The 18,724-nt window shown below is 71.0% G+C and carries 17 protein-coding genes; 11 read left to right on the top strand and 6 right to left on the bottom strand.

Going from position 1 to position 18,724, the window contains the following annotated elements; all coding sequences use genetic code 11:
* Positions 1-151: 151 nt before the first annotated feature.
* From ACEN9J_RS05685 to ACEN9J_RS05635, 11 genes are all read left to right on the top strand, one after another.
* Positions 152-1,843 carry a ShlB/FhaC/HecB family hemolysin secretion/activation protein gene (locus ACEN9J_RS05685; RefSeq protein WP_413763564.1) on the top strand — a complete coding sequence of 564 codons (1,692 nt, stop codon included), beginning with the start codon at positions 152-154 and terminating at the stop codon, positions 1,841-1,843.
* Between the two features lie 73 nt (positions 1,844-1,916).
* Entirely contained in the window at positions 1,917-3,791 is a 1,875-nt protein-coding gene (locus ACEN9J_RS05680) for a DUF2341 domain-containing protein (RefSeq protein ID WP_413763563.1), read from the top strand.
* A gap of 10 nt (positions 3,792-3,801) precedes the next feature.
* Positions 3,802-4,212, top strand: a complete 411-nt coding sequence (locus ACEN9J_RS05675; RefSeq protein ID WP_057590202.1) for an ExbD/TolR family protein — start codon at positions 3,802-3,804, stop codon at positions 4,210-4,212.
* A 125-nt stretch (positions 4,213-4,337) separates the two neighbouring features.
* On the top strand, positions 4,338-4,970 hold the full coding sequence (locus ACEN9J_RS05670) for an energy transducer TonB (RefSeq protein ID WP_413763562.1): 633 nt from the start codon (positions 4,338-4,340) through the stop codon (positions 4,968-4,970).
* 47 nt (positions 4,971-5,017) lie between these two features.
* On the top strand, positions 5,018-6,805 hold the full coding sequence (locus tag ACEN9J_RS05665) for a putative porin (protein ID WP_413763561.1): 1,788 nt from the start codon (positions 5,018-5,020) through the stop codon (positions 6,803-6,805).
* Positions 6,806-6,815: 10 nt separating this feature from the next.
* A complete protein-coding gene (locus ACEN9J_RS05660) occupies positions 6,816-7,586 on the top strand; it encodes a hypothetical protein (protein ID WP_216087292.1) in 771 nt (256 codons plus the stop codon).
* Positions 7,587-7,609: 23 nt separating this feature from the next.
* Positions 7,610-8,554 (top strand): peptidylprolyl isomerase, encoded by a 945-nt coding sequence (locus ACEN9J_RS05655; protein WP_057590292.1) that lies wholly within the window; start codon positions 7,610-7,612, stop codon positions 8,552-8,554.
* A 37-nt stretch (positions 8,555-8,591) separates the two neighbouring features.
* The gene (locus ACEN9J_RS05650) at positions 8,592-9,128 is read left to right on the top strand and encodes a YbjN domain-containing protein (RefSeq protein ID WP_057590204.1); all 537 of its coding nucleotides are present in this window, start codon (positions 8,592-8,594) and stop codon (positions 9,126-9,128) included.
* A gap of 26 nt (positions 9,129-9,154) precedes the next feature.
* Complete coding sequence (locus ACEN9J_RS05645) at positions 9,155-9,388, top strand: hypothetical protein (protein WP_057590205.1); 234 nt, start codon at positions 9,155-9,157, stop codon at positions 9,386-9,388.
* A gap of 29 nt (positions 9,389-9,417) precedes the next feature.
* A complete protein-coding gene (locus ACEN9J_RS05640; protein WP_413763560.1) occupies positions 9,418-10,158 on the top strand; it encodes a S1 family peptidase in 741 nt (246 codons plus the stop codon).
* 42 nt (positions 10,159-10,200) lie between these two features.
* Positions 10,201-10,683 carry a hypothetical protein gene (locus ACEN9J_RS05635; RefSeq protein WP_057590211.1) on the top strand — a complete coding sequence of 161 codons (483 nt, stop codon included), beginning with the start codon at positions 10,201-10,203 and terminating at the stop codon, positions 10,681-10,683.
* Between the two features lie 18 nt (positions 10,684-10,701).
* Here ACEN9J_RS05635 and ACEN9J_RS05630 read toward each other — a convergent pair whose 3' ends face one another.
* The 6 genes from ACEN9J_RS05630 to ACEN9J_RS05605 form a co-directional block, all read right to left on the bottom strand.
* Positions 10,702-11,778 carry a S41 family peptidase gene (locus ACEN9J_RS05630; RefSeq protein WP_413763559.1) on the bottom strand — a complete coding sequence of 359 codons (1,077 nt, stop codon included), beginning with the start codon at positions 11,776-11,778 and terminating at the stop codon, positions 10,702-10,704.
* 31 nt (positions 11,779-11,809) lie between these two features.
* Positions 11,810-12,178: a response regulator gene (locus ACEN9J_RS05625; protein ID WP_057590213.1), complete on the bottom strand. Its 369-nt coding sequence runs from the start codon at positions 12,176-12,178 to the stop codon at positions 11,810-11,812.
* Positions 12,179-12,279: 101 nt separating this feature from the next.
* Positions 12,280-13,503 (bottom strand): ATP-binding protein, encoded by a 1,224-nt coding sequence (locus ACEN9J_RS05620; protein ID WP_413763558.1) that lies wholly within the window; start codon positions 13,501-13,503, stop codon positions 12,280-12,282.
* On the bottom strand, positions 13,493-14,098 hold the full coding sequence (locus ACEN9J_RS05615; RefSeq protein ID WP_057590215.1) for a chemotaxis protein CheB: 606 nt from the start codon (positions 14,096-14,098) through the stop codon (positions 13,493-13,495). Before ACEN9J_RS05615 ends, ACEN9J_RS05620 begins: the two co-directional genes overlap by 11 nt.
* Entirely contained in the window at positions 14,095-14,952 is an 858-nt protein-coding gene (locus ACEN9J_RS05610; RefSeq protein WP_412179571.1) for a CheR family methyltransferase, read from the bottom strand. Before ACEN9J_RS05610 ends, ACEN9J_RS05615 begins: the two co-directional genes overlap by 4 nt.
* Positions 14,953-15,005: 53 nt before the next feature.
* The gene (locus tag ACEN9J_RS05605; protein ID WP_296733409.1) at positions 15,006-18,509 is read right to left on the bottom strand and encodes a response regulator; all 3,504 of its coding nucleotides are present in this window, start codon (positions 18,507-18,509) and stop codon (positions 15,006-15,008) included.
* Positions 18,510-18,724: the final 215 nt, after the last annotated feature.

Here is an 18,724-nt window from a genome sequence, read left to right as displayed (position 1 = left end):
GACCCGTCCGACTTTTCTTGATGAAGTTTTCGTGACAAACGACAGTCGCCGCGCCTGCCGGGCGTCTAGGAAACGTACGCAGCGGCGACATGAAGGCTCTCCACCATGGGCCGCTGCCGAGCGAGCTTCATCCTTGAGAACCGAGCTGGACATGCATGACTTGAAGAAGAACGCCCCACCGATGTGCTGGAGAGCGGTGTGGCTGGCAGTGCTGGCGCTGGGCGCGCACGGCGTCGCGTCGGCGCAGGCCGCGGACACCGCGCCGGCGGCCGCCGCGCCCGCCGCCACCCCGGCCCCGAACCAGAACCCGCCCCCCGCGGCCGCGGCCACCCCCGCGCCGGCCGCCCCCGAACGAAAGGTCGACGTCACCGAATACATCGTGCGCGGCAACACCGCGCTGGACGCCCGCGCGATCGAGAAGGCGGTCACGCCCTTCCTCGGTCCCGAGCGCACGCTGAAGGACATCGAGGCCGCGCGCGACGCGCTGCTCGCCGCCTACCAGGCCGCGGGCTACCAGTCGGTCTACGTCGACCTGCCCGAGCAGCAGGTCACGCAGGGCGTGGTGTTCCTGCAGGTCAGCGAAACGCGAGTCGGCCGCGTGCGCGTGGTCGGCGCCGAGTACAACTCGCCGCTGGACGTGCGCGACCAGGTGCCTGCGCTGCAGGAGGGCACCGTGCCCGACTTCAACAAGGCCCAGTCGCAGCTCGCCGCGCTCAACCGCGGCCCGAAGCGGCAGGTGATGCCGCTGGTGCGCCAGGGCGCGCTGCCCGGCACCATGGACGTGGACCTCAAGGTCGAAGACCAGAGCCCGTGGCGCGCCAGCGTCGGCCTCAACAACGACTACAGCGCCGACACGCGCAAGCTGCGCGCCTCGGCCTCGATCGGCCACGACAACCTGTGGCAGCTCGGGCACAGCGCCTCGATCAGCTTCTTCGGCGCGCCGCAGGACCTGAAGCAGACGCAGGTGGTCTCGGCCTCGTACCTGGCGCCGCTGCCCAACAGCAACTGGTCGCTCGAGGCCTCGGCCTTCTGGTCCGACAGCAACGTGGCCACCGTGGGCGGCACCGACGTGCTCGGCAAGGGCCACTCGATCGGGCTGAAGGCCACCTACACCGTGCCCAACACCGGCAACTGGTGGCATTCGTTCAGCGCCGGCGTCGACCTGAAGAACAACCGCGAGGCCCTCACGCTCAAGAACAGCAGCGACGAGGTGCCGCTCAAGTACGCGCCGATCACGCTGTCGTACTCGGGCCTGCGCCAGGCCGAGAAGAGCCAGTACGGCGTGGGCGTGTCGCTGGTGGTGGGCACGCGCAGCTTCTTCAGCTACGGCAGCGACCAGGCGCAGTTCGACTACAAGCGCTACAAGTCCTCGCCGAGCTTCATGGTGCTGAAGACCGACCTCAACGGCACCTACACCTTCGAGGGCGGCTCGCAGCTCGCCTTCCGCGTCAACGGCCAGATGACCGACTCGCCGCTGGTGTCGAGCGAACAGATCGCCGGCGGCGGCATGAACTCGGTGCGCGGCTATCTCTCGGCCGAGGCCACCGGCGACTACGGCGTGGTCGGCTCGCTCGAATGGCGCACCCCGCCGCTGAACTGGCTCAACCCCTGGGTCGAGGGCTGGCGCGCCTACGCCTTCGTCGACGGCGCGCGCCTGCGCCTGAAGAACCCGCTGCCCGAACAGGCCGACCGCTTCGCGCTCGCCTCGGTGGGCCTGGGCACCACCTTCAAGGTCGGCCAGTACTTCTCGGGCCGCATCGATATCGGCCGTCCGCTGAAGGACGGCCCGCGCACGAAGAAGGGCGACACGCAGGTCAATTTCAGCATCAACGCCAGCTACTGATCACCGAATCCGAAACGCGGCAACGCCACTTTTCAAGAACCTTTTTCCACGAGCTTTCCGGAGAACCCCTGTCATGCGACGCTTTCTTTTCCTCGCGCTCACGCTGTTGAGCACGCTCCTGCCGGGCCTGGCCCATGCATGGTGGCAGCCCGAATGGGCCTATCGCAAGCCGATCACCGTGGACGGCGGCCCGCAGGCCGGCGCCATCGGCAGCGACGCCGGCCGCATGCCGGTGCTGGTGCGCCTGCACACGGGCAACTTCAAGTTCGAGGGCGTGAGCGAGACCGGCGCCGACCTGCGCTTCGTGGCCGGCGACGACAAGACCGTGCTCAACCACCAGATCGAGCAGTTCGATCCGCTGCTTGGCATCGCGCTGGTCTGGGTCGACGTGCCCACGGTCTCGGCCGGCACGCCGCAGAAGCTCTGGATGTACTACGGCAACCCCAAGGCCCCGGCCTCGGGCAACGGCCAGCGCAGCTTCGATCCCGACTACACCCTGGTCTACCACTTCGCCGAAGGCGCGGTGCCGCCGCGCGACACGACCGCCTACGGCAACAACGGCCAGACCCCGACCGTGCCGGCCGAAGGCACGGTGATCGGCAAGGGCGCGCAGTTCGCCGGCGCGCCGCTGATGCTGCCCGCCACGCCCTCGCTGGCCCTGGCCGCCGGTGCCAGCTTCACCTTCTCCGCCTGGGTGCGGCCCGACCAGCTCGGCGCGCGCCAGGTGATCTATGCGCGCCGCGACGGCGCGGGCGAACTGCTGGTCGGCATCGACCAGGGCGTGCCCTTCGTGCAGGTCAACGGCCAGCGCAGCACCCCGGCGCAGCCGGTGCAGGCCGGCCAGTGGTCGCACATCGCGGTCAAGGCCGAGGGCGACAGCGTTGCGCTGTACGTCGGCGGCCGCCCCGCGGTGTCGCTGGCCGCGCGCCTGCCGGCGCTGAACACGGCCGCCGCGCTCGGCGCCGACGTGGCCGCCACGCCTGCCGCCGGCCAGAACGCTCCCGCGGCCGCCGCCTGGGCGCCGTTCACCGGCGCGATCGACGAAGTGCGCCTGTCGAAGGTCGCGCGCGGCGATGCGCTGCTGCTGGCCGACGCCGTCTCGCAAGGCGCCGAATCGCGCCTCACGGCCTTCGGTGCCGACGAGCAGCAGGCCGGCAAGAGCCACTTCGGCTTCATCCTGGCCGCGATGCCGCTGGACGCCTGGATCGTCGTCGGCCTGCTGGGCCTGATGATGGTGCTGTCGTGGGCCATCATGATCGGCAAGGGCCGCAGCTACGGCGCCATCTCGCGCGCCAATGCCCGCTTCATCGAGCACTTCCGCGAAGCCGCCGGCGCGCCGCTGGACCGCCTCGCGATCAGCAACACCGTGTCGCAGGAAGTCCGCGACGATTCCTCGCTGTGGCGCCTCTACCAGGTGGCGATCGAGGAGATGCGCCGCCGCCACGAGCGCGGCTACGACCTGAGCGCCGTGTCGAGCGCGACCATCGGCGCCATCCGCGCCGCCATGGACGGCGTGATGGTGCGCGAGACCGAGCGCATGTCCAAGCGCATGAACTGGCTGTCGACCACCATCGAGGGCGCGCCCTACGTCGGCCTGTTCGGCACCGTGATCGGCATCATGCTGGTGTTCGTGGTGGCGGCGATGGCCGGTGCGGTGGACATCAACTCGGTGGCACCGGGCATGGCGGCCGCGCTGCTGTGTACCGCCGCCGGCCTGGGCGTCGCGATCCCCGCGCTGTTCGGCTACAACTGGCTGGCCTCGCGCTCGGACGCCATCGGCGCCGACATGGCGGTGTTCGTCGACGAGTTCGTGACGCGCCTGGCCGAGGAGCAGGGCGAGGGCAGGTCGGTGCCCGCGGCCGTGGCGGCCCAGGGCGGCGCGCGCCGCACGGCCGACGACAACGCGGCGCGTGGCGGCTGGACCTCGCCGGCACAGGTTCCGGCCTGAGGCGACGCACATGCCCAACGCAGCCAAGTTCGCCGTGCGCAAGCGCACCGGCGGCATCAACATCACGCCGTTCGTGGACGTGCTGCTGGTCGTGCTGGTGATCTTCATCCTCACCAGCAACGCCAGCATCCCGGGCATCAAGGTCGACCTGCCGAAGGCCAGTTCCTCGGTGGCGCTGGAGAAGCCCAAGACCAAGGCCATCACGATCGACAACGCGGGCAACGTGTTCCTCGACGCCTACCCGGTGTCGCTGCCGGAGCTCGAGGAGCGCCTGCGCACCGAGAAGGCCCTGTCGCCCGACTTCCCCGTCATCGTGCGCGGCGATTCGAGCGTGCAGTACGCCAAGGTGGTCGACGTGCTGGACCTGCTGCGCCGCATCGAGCTGAACCAGATCGGCCTCGTGACCGGCAAGCAGAAGTGAGGACCGGCGCGTGAAACCTCGCGATCCGACTTTCGCCTTCGTGGGCCGCGCCGCGGCCGGCGGCAGGCGCGCCTGCCGACGCTCGCGCGCTGTGGCGCCGCTGGGGCGGCTGGGCCATCGGCGCGGTGCTGCTGGCGCTGCTGGCGGCGCTCGTGTGGTACCTGCTGGCCGACACCGCGAGCCAGAAGCGCGTGGTGGCCGACGCTCCCACGCTGATGCTGCCGCCGCCACCGCCCCCGCCGCCCGAACCCGAGAAGCTGCCCGAGCCCGAGCCGGAGAAGATCAAGCCGGTGACCGAGCCCGAGCCCAAGCCGATCGAGCCGCTGGAGCCGCCGAAGGACGACACACCGCCCAGTCCCACCAAGGACCTCGGCGACCCCGTGACCATGGACAGCGCCGCGCAGGCCGGCAGCGATTCCGTCGGCATCCAGGCCGGCAGCGGCGGCGGCATGAGCGGCACCGGTGCCGGCGGCGGCCTGGGCAGCGGCTCGTTCGCGCGCTATGCCTCCGACCAGCTGCAGCGGGCGCTGCTGCGTGACCCGCGCACTCGCAGCCTGACCTTCGACGACATCCATCTCGACATCTGGCTCGACGTCCAGGGCCAGATCCGGCGTGCGCAGCTCGTGCGCAGCACCGGCTCGACCGAGACCGACGAGGCGGTGCTGGCCGCGGTGCGCGACCTCGGCCGGCTCGACGAGTCGCCACCGCCTTCCGTGCGCTTCCCGATGCGCGTGTCCTTCAGGGGGCGTCGGCCGTGATGCGCGCCGAAGCCCCGTCTTCCCCATTCCATCCCGTGAACGAAGCGATGAACCCATCCAAATACCCCTTCGGCCGCCGCCTCGCGCCGGCCCTGCGCCAGGGCGCGCTGGCCGCGGCCGTGGCCACGGCCCTCGCGCTGGCCGCGAGCGGCGCGGCCGCCCAGCAGGCCGGACCGGCCGGCGAGACCGCCATGGTCAAGCTGATCCGCGGCCTGATTCAGAGCGGCACGCTCGCCAAGGACGTGGGCGAGGCGCTGCTGGCGCAGGCCCAGGCCGAAGCCATGGCCTCGCAGCAGGCCCAGCAGCGGCTGGCCGCGGTCTCGGCCGGTGCCGTGGCCAGCGCCGGCGGCGTGCGCCTGGAACCGGGCGACGTGCGCGTGCCCTACATCTCGCAGACCGTGCGCGACCAGATCCGCGACGAGGTCAAGGCCCAGGTCATGGCGCAGGCCAAGGACGAAGGCTGGGCCGCGCCCAACGAAACGCCCGAGTGGAGCAAGCGCATCCGCTTCGAGGGCGACGTGCGCGTGCGCAACGAGTCGCGCAGCTATGCGGGCAACAACAGCAACATCGAGATCAACTGGCCCGAGCTCAACAAGGGCAGCGGCTACGACGTCAACCCCAACACCAACCTCGCGCTGCCCTCGCTGCTCAACACGCGCGAGGACCGGCGCAACCTGTTCCGCGCGCGGGCCCGCGTGGGCATCCTCGCGGACCTCAGCGAGAACACCAAGGCCGGCGTGCGCCTGGCCTCGGGCAGCGACGACAACCCGGTGTCGACCACCACCACCCTCGGTGGCGGCCTGAGCAAGAAGAGCGTGTGGCTCGACCAGATGTGGATCTCGCACAAGCCGGTCGACTGGCTCACCGTCACCGGCGGCCGCTTCGCCAACCCCTTCATGTCGACCGACACGCTGTTCTCGAGCGACCTCAACTTCGACGGCATCGCGTTCCAGTTCGACAAGGCGCTGGCCAGCAACAAGGACCTGTCGCTGTTCGGCACGCTGGGCCTGATCCCGCTCGAGTACTCCTCGGACAACGCGCCCAGCCGCAGCCAGACCAAGGCCCGCAGCGAGAACAAGTGGCTGCTCGGCGCGCAGGTCGGCGCCGACTGGAAGCTCGACGACGACAACCGCCTGCGCGGCGCGCTCGCCTACTACAACTTCCGCAACATCAGCGGCAAGGTCTCCGAGCCCTGTGCGCTGTACGCGGGCGCCGACGGCTGCAGCACCGACTGGTCGCGCCCGGCCTTCATGCAGAAGGGCAACACGCTCATGCTGCTGCGCGACATCTCGCTCGACCCGCTGAACCCGGCCGGCACGCCGCAGCCGCAGTACGTGGGGCTGGCCTCGAAGTTCCGCCTGGTCGACCTGAACATGCGCTGGGACACCAAGGTCGCGGGCAACAACCTGCGCCTGGACGCCAACTTCATCCGCAACACCGCCTACGACGCCAGCGACATCTGGCGCCGCGCGGGCATCCGCGGCGCCATCGTCAACAACTTCGGCAGCACCGGCGGCACCACCCAGGCCGACTACAAGAGCGGCGGCAACGCCTTCATGCTGCAGGCCACCTACGGCCGCCCGGCACCGGCCGCGCGCGGCGACTGGAACCTCATCGCGGGCTACAAGCGCATCGAGCCCGATGCGCTGCCTGACGGCTACAACGATTCGACCTTCCATGGCGGCGGCACCAATGCACGCGGCTACTTCCTCGGCGGTTCGTACGCGTTCGACAAGAACCTCTGGTTCACCGGCCGCTGGATCTCGACCAAGGAGGTCTATGGCGCGCCGCTGTCGATCGACACGCTGCAGCTCGAACTCAATGCGCGCTTCTGAGGACGTCGCCGTGGCCCGATCCCATTTCAAGACCCCAGCGCTCGCCCTGGCGCTCGCCTTTGCCGGTCTGGCCGGCCTGGCCGGCGGCGCGCACGCCCAGGGCGCGCCGGCCGCGGCCGGCGGCCAGAGCATGGAAGAGCGGCTGCGCGCGCAGCTGCGCATCACCACCTCGCAGCTGCAGCAGGCGCAGAACGAGCTCGCCGCGCTCAAGGCCGGCAAGCCCGCGGCTGCGGCACCGGGCGCGGCCGCGCCCGCACCGGCGGCCGAAGTCGAGGCGCTGCGCAAGGACCTCGCGCGCGCCCAGTCGCAGCTCGCCGGCGAACGCCAGGCGCGCGAGCACGCGAGTGCCGGCGTCGAGCAGCTGCGCCAGCAGGCGCAGGCCGCGGCCGAGAAGTCCAACGGCCAGGTCGCGCAGTTCCGCAGCGCCTACGAGGAGCTGCTGCGCACCGCGCGCGCCTCCGAGGCCGAGCGCCAGCGCCTCGTGGCCGAGACCGGCACGCAGCGCACCGCGCTCACGCAGTGCGAGGCGAAGAACACGCAGCTCTACGCCGTGGGCCAGGAGGTGCTGCGCGCCTACGAGACCATGGACATGGGCAGCGTGTTCGCCGCGCGCCAGCCGTTCGCGGCCCAGAGCCGCGTGAAGTTCGAGCAGATCGCGCAGCAGTACGGCGACAAGCTGTACGAAGGCCGCTTCGACGCGCGCGCCGTGAACGCCCCCAAGCCGGCCGAGGCCGCGGCCACGCCGCCGGCCGGCGCCGCATCGGCACCCGCCGCGAAGTGAGCGGCCAGAAGGAAACCTCGACCATGAACCCGAAGAAACCCCTTGCTCCCGCGCACCTGCGCACGCTGGCCGCGCTGCTGCTGGCCGCGTCGGCCAGCCTCGGCGCCGCGGCGCAGCAGATCGCCGCGCCCACGGGCGCGCCGGTGGTCGCCCGCCTGGGCGAACTCACCGTGCGCCAGGACGAGGTCGAGAAGCTGCTGCAGGCCTTGCCCGATGCCGAGCGCGCGGCCGTCAAGGACAACCGCGCCAGCGTCGAGGGCTGGCTGCGCCAGCGGCTGCTCGGTGAGGCGCTGCTGAAGGAGGCGCGCGACAAGGGCTTCACCGACAAGCCCGAGGTCAAGGCCAAGATCGACGCCGCGGTGCGCGAGCTCACGGCCCGCATCGTCACCACCGGCTACCTCGAGTCGGTGAGCCAGGTGCCGGCGGGCTATCCGTCGGAGGCCGAACTCTCCGCCGCCTACGAGCAGGGCAAGGCCGGCTTCAACCTGCCGGCCACCTACCGCGTGGCCCAGATCTTCCTCGCCACCCCCGACACCGCCACCGCGGCCGTCGCCAAGGTGCGCGAGGAAGCCCAGAAGCTGGCGCGCGAAGCGCGCGGCGGCGGCGACTTCGCTGCGCTCGCGCGCGCGAAGTCGCAGGACAGGAGCAGCGCCGAGCGTGGCGGCGAGGTCGGCAACCTGCCGCTCGCGCGCATGCTGCCCGAGGTGCGCGATGCCATCGCCAAGCTCAAGACCGGCCAGGTCGGCGACCCGGTGCAATCGGCCGCGGGCTTCCACGTCGTGAAGCTGCTCGACAGCCAGCCCGCGCGCACCGCCACGCTCGAGGAGATGCGTCCGCAGCTGCAGGCCGCGCTGCGCCAGCAGCGCCAGCAGCAGCTGATCCAGGCCCACCTGACGCAGCTCGCGCCGGCCACGCAGCTGAGCATCGATGCCGCCGCGCTCGACGCCGCGCTGCGCAAGACGAACTGAACCCACCGACAACCACCATCCACAGACAGGGAACCTCATGACGAACACCCCGACCGACACCACCGCCGCCACGCCCGCCGAGGCCCTCGACCTGCTCGACGCGGTCACGCCCGAACAGGTCTCCGAAGCCATCAAGGCCGCTGGCGCCGCCGTCTCCACCATCGAACAGGACGGCGTGATCCGCCTGCACAGCGCCAGCCACGGCATCGGCTTTCAGGTGCTGTGGGGCAATCCCGTCACCACCACCCAGTACACCGACTTCACCTTCAGCTGCCCGCTGCACGTGCAGGGCGGCACGCTGCCCGAGGCCGTGCTCGCGGCCTGGCACCGCAGCAAGCGCTTCGCGCGCGTCGCCCAGCACGGCGACTTCGTGGTGCTCGAGATGGACGTGGTGGTCGCCGGCGGCGTGACGCCCGCGCACCTCGCGTTCAGCGCGCGCCTGTGGATGCAGATGATGGGCGAGTTCTTCCTGCACCTGCGCAACTACGGCCCGGCCGCCGCCACGCGCGGCGATGCCGCCAATGGCGAAGCGCCGGCCGCTGGTGCCGCCGACCGGGTCGAAGCCGCCGCCTGAGCGCGCGCCGAACGCATCCCAGCGCGATGCCCGACAGCCTTCGTTCCGCGGAGTCCTTCGACGGCCACGATTCGCCGACGCTGCGCGCGATCCACGCCACCGCGCGCCAGGTGCAGCGCGCGCGGCGCGCGGAGACCGTGCGGCTGCGGCAGCGCGAGGCGCTGCTCGACATGCTCGCGCGCGTCATGGCCGACCTGCACATCACCAATGCCGAGCTCAACGCGGCGCGGCGCGCGCTCGCGCCGACGAGGCCGAAGTGAATGTCGCGCCATGGCGGCCTGGACCGGCCATGCGCGGTCTCGCGGCGACAACCTGCGCGGCACTCGTTGCACATGCCGCGGCCCAGCCAGCCGGCGGCACGCCACCCGCGCCCGTCCTGGAAGGCAACGCCAGCGGCGTGTTCCTCAACGACGCGGGCGACGTGCTGACCGCGCGCCACGCCGTGACCGGCTGCCGCTCGCTGTTCGTGCTCAAGGACGGCCGCGTCGCCGAAGCCACGGTGCGCGCGATAAGCTCGCAACCCGAGCTCGACGTCGCCGTGCTACGCAGCGACATCAAGCCCTACCTGGGCGCGACCTTCCCGCGCGGCGAGGCGCTGCCCACCGCGACGATCTCGGTGTTCTCCGAGGCCCACGGCCCGCTGCAGCGCATGGCCGACCGTTCGGCCGTGCTCGGCAATGCGCTGACCGTGCCTGGCGCCGAGGGCCTGCAACTGCTGTCGGGCGCCAAGCCCGGTGCCAGCGGCAGCGCGGTGCTCGACGCCGGCGGCCTGCTGCTGGGCGTGGTGGTCGAGCGCATCGCGGCCGCGCCCGGCGCCAGCGGCGGCACGCTGAGCCGGCTGCCCAGCCTGTCGGGCAGCGGCGCGGCCGCGGGCTCCACGCGCGTGCGCGCCGAGACGGCCGCGCGCATCAAGCATTTCCTGCGCGACAACGGGGTGGCCTTCAGCGAGAGCGACACGCCGCAGCTCGGCCCCCAGCAATCGCCGGCCGCGCGCGCCGCCACGCTGTCGGTCGGCGTGCTGTGCGGCTGAGCCGGTCGGCATCGACTTCCAGAACTCCTTCCGAAAAAACGCATGTTCCCTTCGCATCGCCATACCGCCGCCGCGCCGCGGCCCTGGGCCAGCCTGTTCCGCGCGCTCGGCCTCGCCGGCCTGGGCCTGGCGGCCGTGCACATGCCGGTGCAGGCCCAGCCCGCGCCCTCGGCGCGCGCGCCGGTGCCGCAGCACTGGATCAGCTATGCCGAGCTGGCGGGCAACCAGTTCCAGGGCCGCCTCAGCGATCCGGCCGACGAGACCGTGCAGCGCCTGCATGCCTGGATGCAGCAGCGCCTGCTGGAAGAGGGCCGCACCCTGCCGCCGCCGCCGCTGATCGTGCGCGTGTGGGTTGCGCCCGATGGCCGGCCCGAGCGCGTGGCCTTCGATTCGCTGGGCAATGCGCAGGCCGATGCCGACCTGCGCCAGTTGCTGACCGCGCAGCCGCTGTCGGAGCCGCCGCCGCGGGACATGCGGCAGCCGATGGTGTTGCAGCTGACGTTGAAGGTGCTGGGGCCGGGTTGAGGGCACGCTGCGCCGGCACTACTTGCGGGCGCCGGCAGTGGATGTCTCCGCCGCCTTGATGGCCTCGCTCACCTCATAGGCGGTCGTCGGATCGCTGTCCTTGCCGACCAGCCCCCTGAGCGCCGCCAGGTGCGCCACGCCCAGCGCCTCGTCCGCGTTGGCCGGCAGGTCGGGCACGACGCCCGTGCCTTCCCAGTTGGTGCGCGTGATCGGGTTGATCGAGCGCGCGAAGGGGATCGTGATCTCGAAGCGATCGTTCAACCGATGGTTGCTGGACGGATGGGCACCGCCCTTGGTGCGCTCGCCGACGATGCGGGCGCGTTTCAGCGCCTGCAGGTTGTAGGCGAACTCCTCGCCGCCCGAGAAGGTCTGGCTGCTGGTCAGCACATAGACCGGCCGGTCCAGGTAGCGCGGGCCGCGCAGCTTGGCGCGGGTCCAGTGCGACTCCACGCGGTGGCCTTCGCGATGCAGCACGTCGTTGAGATGCACCTTGCCTTCGAGCAGATGGCTGCTGACCTGGGCCACGCCCGCGGGCCAGCCGCCGCCGTTCTGGCGCAGGTCGACGATCAGGGCATCGGTGTGGGCCAGGAACTCGAAGGTGGCCGCGGCGGTCGCGGCCAGCGCCTCGGGCTGGTCGAAGCAGCGCAGGTCGATGTAGCCGACGTTGCCGGCCATGCGTTCCGCCTTGTAGAAGCAGTGGTTGAAGCGCACGTACTGCCGCGCCAGGTGGACCTGCGCCGCCGCGGCGGCCTGCGCATCGGCCGGCTTCGGCAGCGGCTCGCGGCTGAAGGCCACGAGCAGGTGCTTGTCCTGGTTCACCGATTGCAGGTCCTGCTCGAGCTGCGCGCGCAACGCGTCGGCGTCGTCGATGCCCGCATAGGCACCGTCGCGCAAGCGCGCACGCAGGCGGGCCGCGATGGCATCGGCCGGCGCGGGCAGCACGTAATGCCGCTGCACCAGCTCGGCGGCGCGGGCCACGATGCGGTCGCGCTCGGCGGGTGCGAGGGGAACGGTGTCGGGGGACTGCGCGGCGGCCGATACGGCCGGCGCGCCCAGTGCAAGGGCGAGGAGGGTGGAGGGAAGCAGGCGGCGCATGGCCGCCGATGCTAAGGCAGCGAAAAGGCCCTCAGCCCGCGGCCGCGAGGATGTCCTCGAGCGCGCCGATGTCGATCGGCTTCTGCAGATGGTGGTCGAACAGCTTGCGCCCGTCGGGCCCGCCCGCGGCACCGGCATCGGCGGCCGAGAAGCCCGAGATCGCGACCAGCAGCCTGGGCGCGCCCTGCGCCTCGGTCTCGCGCAGGCGGCGCGCGACCTGGGTGCCGGGGATGTCGGGCAGGGTGAGGTCGATCAGCGCGGCATCGAAGCGTTCGGCGGCGGCGGCGTCCAGCGCCTGCTGGCCGGTGTAGGTGCAGCGGGCGGTGTGGTCCTGCAGGGTCAGCAGTTCCTGCAGCAGGTCGGCTGCGGCTTCGTTGTCGTCGACGATCAGCACATTCACGGCGGTCGGTCCTTGGTGGCCTTTGCGGCCTTTGGTTTTCTGAAAATGTCCGGAATGGAACAGTATCCCGGCACGGCGCCGCGCGTGGGGTAGGAGCAAGCCTACGGTTGCGCCGATCCGCGCGGCGCGGCCAGCGGCAGCTCCACGCTGAAGGTCGAGCCCTCGCCCGGCGCGCTCTCGACGCCGATGCTGCCGTCGTGCAGGTCGACGATCTGGCGCGTGATGTACAGGCCCAGGCCCAGCCCGGCCGCGTGCTTGCGGCTGTGCTCGGTGCGCTCGAACTGCTCGAAGATGCGTGCCTGGTCCTCGGCCGCGATGCCGATGCCGCGGTCGCGCACGCTGACGCGAGCGAAGCCGTCCTCGCCGGCGCCGACCTGCTCGACCGTCATCGCGACCGGCTGGCCACCGCCGTAGCGCAGCGCGTTGGTCAGCAGATTGGTCAGCACCTGCTCGATGCGGAACTCGTCCCACACGCCCGGCAGTTCGGGCGGCGCCTGCAGCGAGATCTCGGAACCGGCGGCCTCGGCCTGCTGGCGCAGGTTCTCGACCACGGCGCGCGCGAGCTGCGCGAGGTCGGTGGGCTTGGGCTGGATCGAGAGGGCGTCCTTGCGCATGCGCGTGACGTCGAGCATGTCGTCGATCAGCCGCACCATGTTGCGGATCTGCCGCTGGTCGCGCTCGATCATCGCGGGCAGCCGGTCGGCCGCGAAGGCCGCGAGGTTGCCCTTGGACACGTGGAGCTGGCGCAGCTGCGCCTCGAGGTAGAGGGTGTTGAGCGGGGTGCGCAGCTCGTGCGAGACCATGGACATGAAGTCGTCGCGCATGCGCACCGCGCGCTCGAGTTCGCGCTGCGTGACCTGCAGCTGCGCCACCAGCTCCTCCTGCTTGCGGTGCGCGTGGGCCAGCAGCTCCATCTCGTGCCGCAGCGCCTTGCGGTGGCGGTGCAGGTCGACGAACACGTTGACCTTGCTGATCACGGCATGCGGATCGAGCGGCTTGTGCAGGAAGTCGACCGCGCCGCTCTCGTAGCCCTGGAAGGCGTAGTTGCGCTCGCGGCCGGCGGCGCTCACGAAGATCAGCGGGATGTGCCGCGTGCGCTCGGTGCCGCGCATCATCTCGGCCAGCTCGAAGCCGTTCATGCCGGGCATCTGCACGTCGACGATGGCGAGCGCGAACTCGTGCTCGAGCAGCAGCGCCAGCGCGTCCTCGGCCGACTGGGCGCGGAACACGGAGCGCCCGGGCGCGCGGATCAGCGCCTCGAGCGCCACCAGGTTCTCGGGCAGGTCGTCGACGATCAGCAGCTTGCTTTCGACGTCAATGTCCATGAGCGGCCTCCAGGTGCAGCAGCAGGGTGTGGAGATCGCGCAGCGGCAGCACGAAGTCGGGCGAATGGCGCGCAATGGCGGCGTTGGGCATGACGGAAACCAGGGCTTCTTGGGGATCCTGCACGGCGGTCAGCCCGCCGGCACGGTGAATGCGTTCCATGCCCTCGGCGCCGTCGTCGTTGGCGCCGGTGAGCAGCAGGCCGGCGAGGCCGGCGCCGTAGACGTCGGCCGCGGAGGCCATCAGCACGTCGATCGACGGGCGCGAGAACAGCACGGGCGGCTCGCAGCTCAGCGAGAAGCAGCGGTCGCGCTCGATCGACAGGTGGTAGCCGGGCGGCGCGAAATACAGCGTGCCGGCCGCGAGCGGCATCTTGTCGGCGGCCTCGCGCACCGGCATGGCGACGCGCTCGCCGAACACCTCGGCCAGGCGGCTGTCGTGGCCCTCGGGCAGGTGCAGCACCACCACCTTGGGAATGCGGCTGGCGGCGGGCAGGCCGCTCAAGAGACCGAGCAGCGCGTCGATGCCGCCGGCCGAGGCACCGATGACCACGGCCTCGACGCGGCGGCGCAGGTGGGAGGGCAGCGCCTGTTTCACGTGGCCTTCCGGTAGATGCGCTCGGGGCGCGCCAGCGGCTCGAAGCGGTCGGCATAGGCCGAGAAGTCGATGCTCTCCTTGGCGCCCAGGCCGAGGAAGCCGCGGTGGCTCAGCGATTCGTGGAACAGGCCGAGCGCGCGGTTCTGCAACTCGCGGTTGAAGTAGATCAGCACGTTGCGGCAGGACACCAGCTGGGTCTCGGCGAACACGCTGTCGGTGGCCAGGCTGTGGTCGGCAAAGATGGTGTCGGCGCACAGCGAGGGGTCGAAGCGCGCGGCGTCGTAGGCCGCGGTGTAGTAGTCGGAGAACGCGCGCAGCCCGCCCGCGCGCTGGTAGTTGGCGGTGTAGCCGCGGATCGCCTCGAGCGGGAAGATGCCCTGGCGCGCCTTCTCGAGCGAGGCCGGGTTGATGTCGGTGGCGTAGATCTGCGTGCGCTCGAGCAAGCCTTCCTCGCGCAGCAGGATGGCGAGCGAGAACACCTCCTCGCCGGTGCTGCAGCCGGCCACCCAGACCTTGACCGACGAATAGGTGTGCAGCAGCGGCACCACGTGGCGGCGCAGGCCCAGGAAGTAGGCCGGGTCGCGGAACATCTCGCTGACCGGGATGGTGAGGAACTGCAGCAGGCGCCCGAACAGCGCGGCGTCGCGCAGCACCCGGTCCTGCAGCGCCGAGATCGAGGGCAGGCCGAGCTGCGTGAGCGCGTGCAGCACGCGGCGCTTCTGCGAGGCCAGCGTGTAGTCGCGGAAGTCGTAGCTGTACTTGAGGTAGATCGCCTCCATCAGCAGCCGCAGCTCGATCTCGGTGTCGCTCAGCGGCTGCGGCGGAGCGGCGATCGCGCCCGGCACGGCGGGCAGGGCGGGGCGGCCGGTCGCCGGCCGCTCGGGCAGGGAAGGCGGCGGCGCGTCGGTCACAGGCGCTCCATCTTCGGCATCCACACGCGCAGCAGCGAGAACAGGCGGTCCAGGTCCACCGGCTTGGCGAGGTAGTCGCTGGCGCCCGCGGCCAGGCACTGCTCGCGGTCGTCCTTCATGGCCTTGGCGGTGATGGCGATCACCGGCAGCTTGGCGAAGCGCGGATCGGCGCGCAGGTGGCGCGTGGCCTCCAGGCCGTCCATCTCCGGCATCATGACGTCCATCAGCACGAGGTCGATCTCCTTCACGCGGTCGAGCTGCTCGAGGGCCTCGCGGCCGTTGCGGCCGATCTCGACCTTCGCGCCGCGCTGCTCGAGCGCGCTCGTGAGCGCGAAGATGTTGCGCACGTCGTCGTCCACCAGCAGCACCGTGCGGCCCTCGAAGATCCGGTCGCGCCCGCGCGCGGCCTTGAGCATGCCCTGGCGCTCGCTCGAGAGTTCGGCCTCGACCTTGTGCAGGAACAGGGTGACCTCGTCGAGCAGCCGCTCGGGCGAGCGCGCGCCCTTGATGATGATCGAGCGCGAGTAGCGGTGCAACTCGGCCTCCTCCTCGCGCGTGAGGTTGCGCCCGGTGTAGACGATCACCGGCGGGAACGAGACGATGTCCTCCGAGGCCATCTGCTTGAGCAGCTCGCTGCCCTGCATGTCGGGCAGCTTCAGGTCGGTGATCATGCAGTCGAAGATGCGCGTGCGTAGCAGCTCCAGCGCCTCCTCGCCCGAGGCCACGTCGACGATCTCGATGTCGTCGTCGCCGATCAGCTGGATCACGCTCTGGCGCTGCAGGTCGTCGTCTTCCACCAGCAGCACGGTCTTGACCTTCTGCGTGAGCTTCTCCTCGAGCCGAGCGAACACGCGCGTGAGTTCCTCGCGCGTGGCGGGCTTGCGCGCATAGCCGACCGCGCCCATGTGCAGCGCGGCCTCGGCGTTGTCGGCGGCCGAGACCACGTGGATCGGGATGTGGCGCGTGAGCGGCGAATCCTTCAGGCGCTGCAGCACGTCCAGGCCGGTGCTGTCGGGCAGCCGCATGTCGAGCAGGATCGCGTCGGGCACGAACTCGCTGGCCAGCGCAAAGCCGTCGGCCGCGCCGTGCGCGACCAGGCAGCGGTAGCCGAGCTCGTGCGCGAGGTCGTAGAGGATGTGGGCGAACTGCGGTTCGTCCTCGATCACGAGCACGCGCCGCACCTGCTGGTCGCGCGGCAGCGCGCGGTCGTCGGCGAACTGCGGCGCGGGCACCACCGGCGCCGGCGCGGCCGGGGCAGGGGGCGCGACCGGCACCGGCGCGCGCGGCTGCAGGCGCGCCGGCGCGCCGCCCACGGGCGGCTGCGACGGGATGCTGCCCGGTTCCTGCTGCGCGGCCTGCGGCGCCTGGGCAGGCAGGTGCAGGGTGAAGGTGCTGCCCTGGCCCGGCTCGCTCTGCACGCTGAGCGTGCCGCCCAGCAGCCGCGTGAGGTCGCGCGAGATCGACAGGCCCAGGCCGGTGCCGCCGTAGCGGCGGCTGGTCGTGCCGTCGGCCTGGCGGAAAGCCTCGAAGATCACTTCCTGCTGGTGCGGCGCGATGCCGATGCCCGAGTCGGAGACGGCGAAGGAGGCGCCGCCGTCGGCCGTGCCCGAGATCACCAGCGAGACCTCGCCCTGCTCGGTGAACTTGAGCGCGTTCGACAACAGGTTCTTGAGGATCTGCTCCACGCGCTGGCGGTCGGTGACCAGCGAGGCCGGCGCGGCCGGGTGCAGTTCGAGGCGGAAGTTCAGCCGCTTCTCGTCGGCCAGCGGCCGGAAGGTGCTCTCCAGCGCCTGCGCCAGGCGGTCCAGGCGCGTGTCCTCGGTCACCAGGTCGAGCTTGCCGGCCTCGACCTTGGCGATGTCGAGGATGTCGTTGATCAGCACCAGCAGGTCGTTGCCCGAGGCATAGATGGATTCGGCGAACTTCACCTGCTCGGTGCTCAGGTTGCCCTGCGGGTTGTCACCCAGCAGCTTGGCCAGGATCAGCGCGCTGTTGAGCGGCGTGCGCAGCTCGTGCGACATGTTGGCGAGGAACTCCGACTTGTAGCGGCTCGCGCGCTGCAGTTCGTCGGCGCGCTCCTCGAGGTCGCGCTGGGCGCGGCGCAGCGCGGTGTTGCGCTGGTCGAGCGCCTCGGTGCGCTCGGAGAGCTGGCTGTTGGTCTGCTCGAGCTCGGCCTGCTGGTTCTCGAGCATGGCCTGCGAGGCGCGCAGCGCGCGCGACTGCTCCTCGAGCTCCTCGTTGGCGGTGCGCAGCTCCTCCTGCTGCACCTGCAGCTCCTCGTTGAGCTGCTGGGTCTCGGCCAGCACCTCCTGCAACTGCTCGCGGTAGCGCGCGGCGGCCAGCGAGGTGCCGATGTCCTCGGCCACCACCTCGAACAGGTCGCGCGCGCGCTGGTCGGGCGTGCCGGGCAGGCCGAGCTCGACCACGCCGTTGGACACGCCGTCGTTGGCCACCGGCAGCAGCACCACGGCGCGCGGGCGCATCTCGCCCAGGCCCGAATTGACCTTGAGGTAGTCGGCCTCGACCGGGTCGATCAGCATCAGCCGCTTCTCGGCGGCGGCCTGGCCCACCAGGCTCTCGCTTGGCGAGAACACCTGCTGCGCGTTCTCGGCCTCGATCGAGAAGCCGTAGCTGGCCGCGCGGCGCAGCGGGCCGTGGCGCTCGCGCACGTAGAGCGCGCCCACGGTGCTGCCCAGGTGGCGCGAGAAGAAGGCCAGGATCTTGCGGCCCATGTCGGCGGCACTGAGTTCGCCCACCAGCTCGCCGACCAGCTCGGTCTGGGCGGTGCGCAGCCAGGCCTGCTCGGTCAGGCGCTCGGTGTGCGCCTCCTGCTCCTGCAGCACCGCGTCGTAGCTCTCCGACAGGCGCACCAGCTGCCGGCGGCCGAAGAAGGCCACCAGGCCGCTCAGGGTGAGCGTGAACAGCAGGAACAGGCCCACCACCATCCAGCTGGTGCGCTTGACCTCGGCATTGCGCTGGAAGCGCAGCGACTGCTCGGTGTTGATGAAGTTGTCGAACTCGTTGCGGATGTCGTCGGTCAGGCGCTTGCCGCGCCCCAGCTTGACGGCGGCCTCGAAGTCGCCGCCGCTGCGGCGCGCCGCGATCATCTCGGCCGCGAACTCGTTCCAGGCGCCCTGCAGCGAGCCGATGCGGTCGACCCGCTCGATCTGCTGCGGGTTGTCGCCCACCAGCTGGCGCAGCGCCGCGGTGTCGGTCTTCACGCGCGCCAGCGCGGCGTCGTAGGGCTCGAGGAAGCGGTCCTGCCCGCTGATCAGGAAGCCGCGCATGCCGGTTTCCATGTCGATCGAGCGGCGCTGCAGCTCGCTGGCGCTGCGCACCACCTGGTCGGTGTGCTCGACCCAGGCGATGGTCGACAGCAGGTACAGGATCAGGGCGACGAAGACGACGGCACCGAACAGGCCCCCGAGCAGCGGCAGCTTGATGTTGCGGCTCAGCAGGCGCTCGAAGTCGGCGGTGTCGATCGCGGCGGCAGTTTTCATTTCGAACGTAGTTGTGAACGAACAATTGACATTGTCTTCGACCGGAGGAGACGGACGGCGCGCGGCCGCCCGCCCGGCCCCGGAACGGTGGCAAGGCGCGAGGGAAGAGGGGGAGAAGGGCAGGCCGCGGGCCTCCCGAAGCTGCGTACTCTAGCCTGCGCGCCGGCAGGGATACTGTAAATTCCACCAGCACACTGGATGAATATCCATATACT

The organism is Variovorax sp. Varisp41, assembly GCF_047325085.1.
Taxonomy (GTDB): domain Bacteria; phylum Pseudomonadota; class Gammaproteobacteria; order Burkholderiales; family Burkholderiaceae_C; genus Variovorax.
This window is presented reverse-complemented; position numbering and strand designations above follow the sequence as displayed.

Bases quoted from the DNA above. Each gene is read 5' to 3' on its own strand.
- ACEN9J_RS05685 (WP_413763564.1), top strand. From the start codon at position 152: ATGCATGACTTGAAGAAGAACGCCCCACCGATGTGCTGGAGAGCGGTG.
- ACEN9J_RS05680 (WP_413763563.1), top strand. From the start codon at position 1,917: ATGCGACGCTTTCTTTTCCTCGCGCTCACGCTGTTGAGCACGCTCCTG.
- ACEN9J_RS05675 (WP_057590202.1), top strand. From the start codon at position 3,802: ATGCCCAACGCAGCCAAGTTCGCCGTGCGCAAGCGCACCGGCGGCATC.
- ACEN9J_RS05665 (WP_413763561.1), top strand. From the start codon at position 5,018: ATGAACCCATCCAAATACCCCTTCGGCCGCCGCCTCGCGCCGGCCCTG.
- ACEN9J_RS05655 (WP_057590292.1), top strand. From the start codon at position 7,610: ATGAACCCGAAGAAACCCCTTGCTCCCGCGCACCTGCGCACGCTGGCC.
- ACEN9J_RS05650 (WP_057590204.1), top strand. From the start codon at position 8,592: ATGACGAACACCCCGACCGACACCACCGCCGCCACGCCCGCCGAGGCC.
- ACEN9J_RS05645 (WP_057590205.1), top strand. From the start codon at position 9,155: ATGCCCGACAGCCTTCGTTCCGCGGAGTCCTTCGACGGCCACGATTCG.
- ACEN9J_RS05640 (WP_413763560.1), top strand. From the start codon at position 9,418: ATGCGCGGTCTCGCGGCGACAACCTGCGCGGCACTCGTTGCACATGCC.
- ACEN9J_RS05635 (WP_057590211.1), top strand. From the start codon at position 10,201: ATGTTCCCTTCGCATCGCCATACCGCCGCCGCGCCGCGGCCCTGGGCC.
- ACEN9J_RS05630 (WP_413763559.1), bottom strand. From the start codon at position 11,778: ATGCGCCGCCTGCTTCCCTCCACCCTCCTCGCCCTTGCACTGGGCGCG.
- ACEN9J_RS05620 (WP_413763558.1), bottom strand. From the start codon at position 13,503: ATGGACATTGACGTCGAAAGCAAGCTGCTGATCGTCGACGACCTGCCC.
- ACEN9J_RS05605 (WP_296733409.1), bottom strand. From the start codon at position 18,509: ATGAAAACTGCCGCCGCGATCGACACCGCCGACTTCGAGCGCCTGCTG.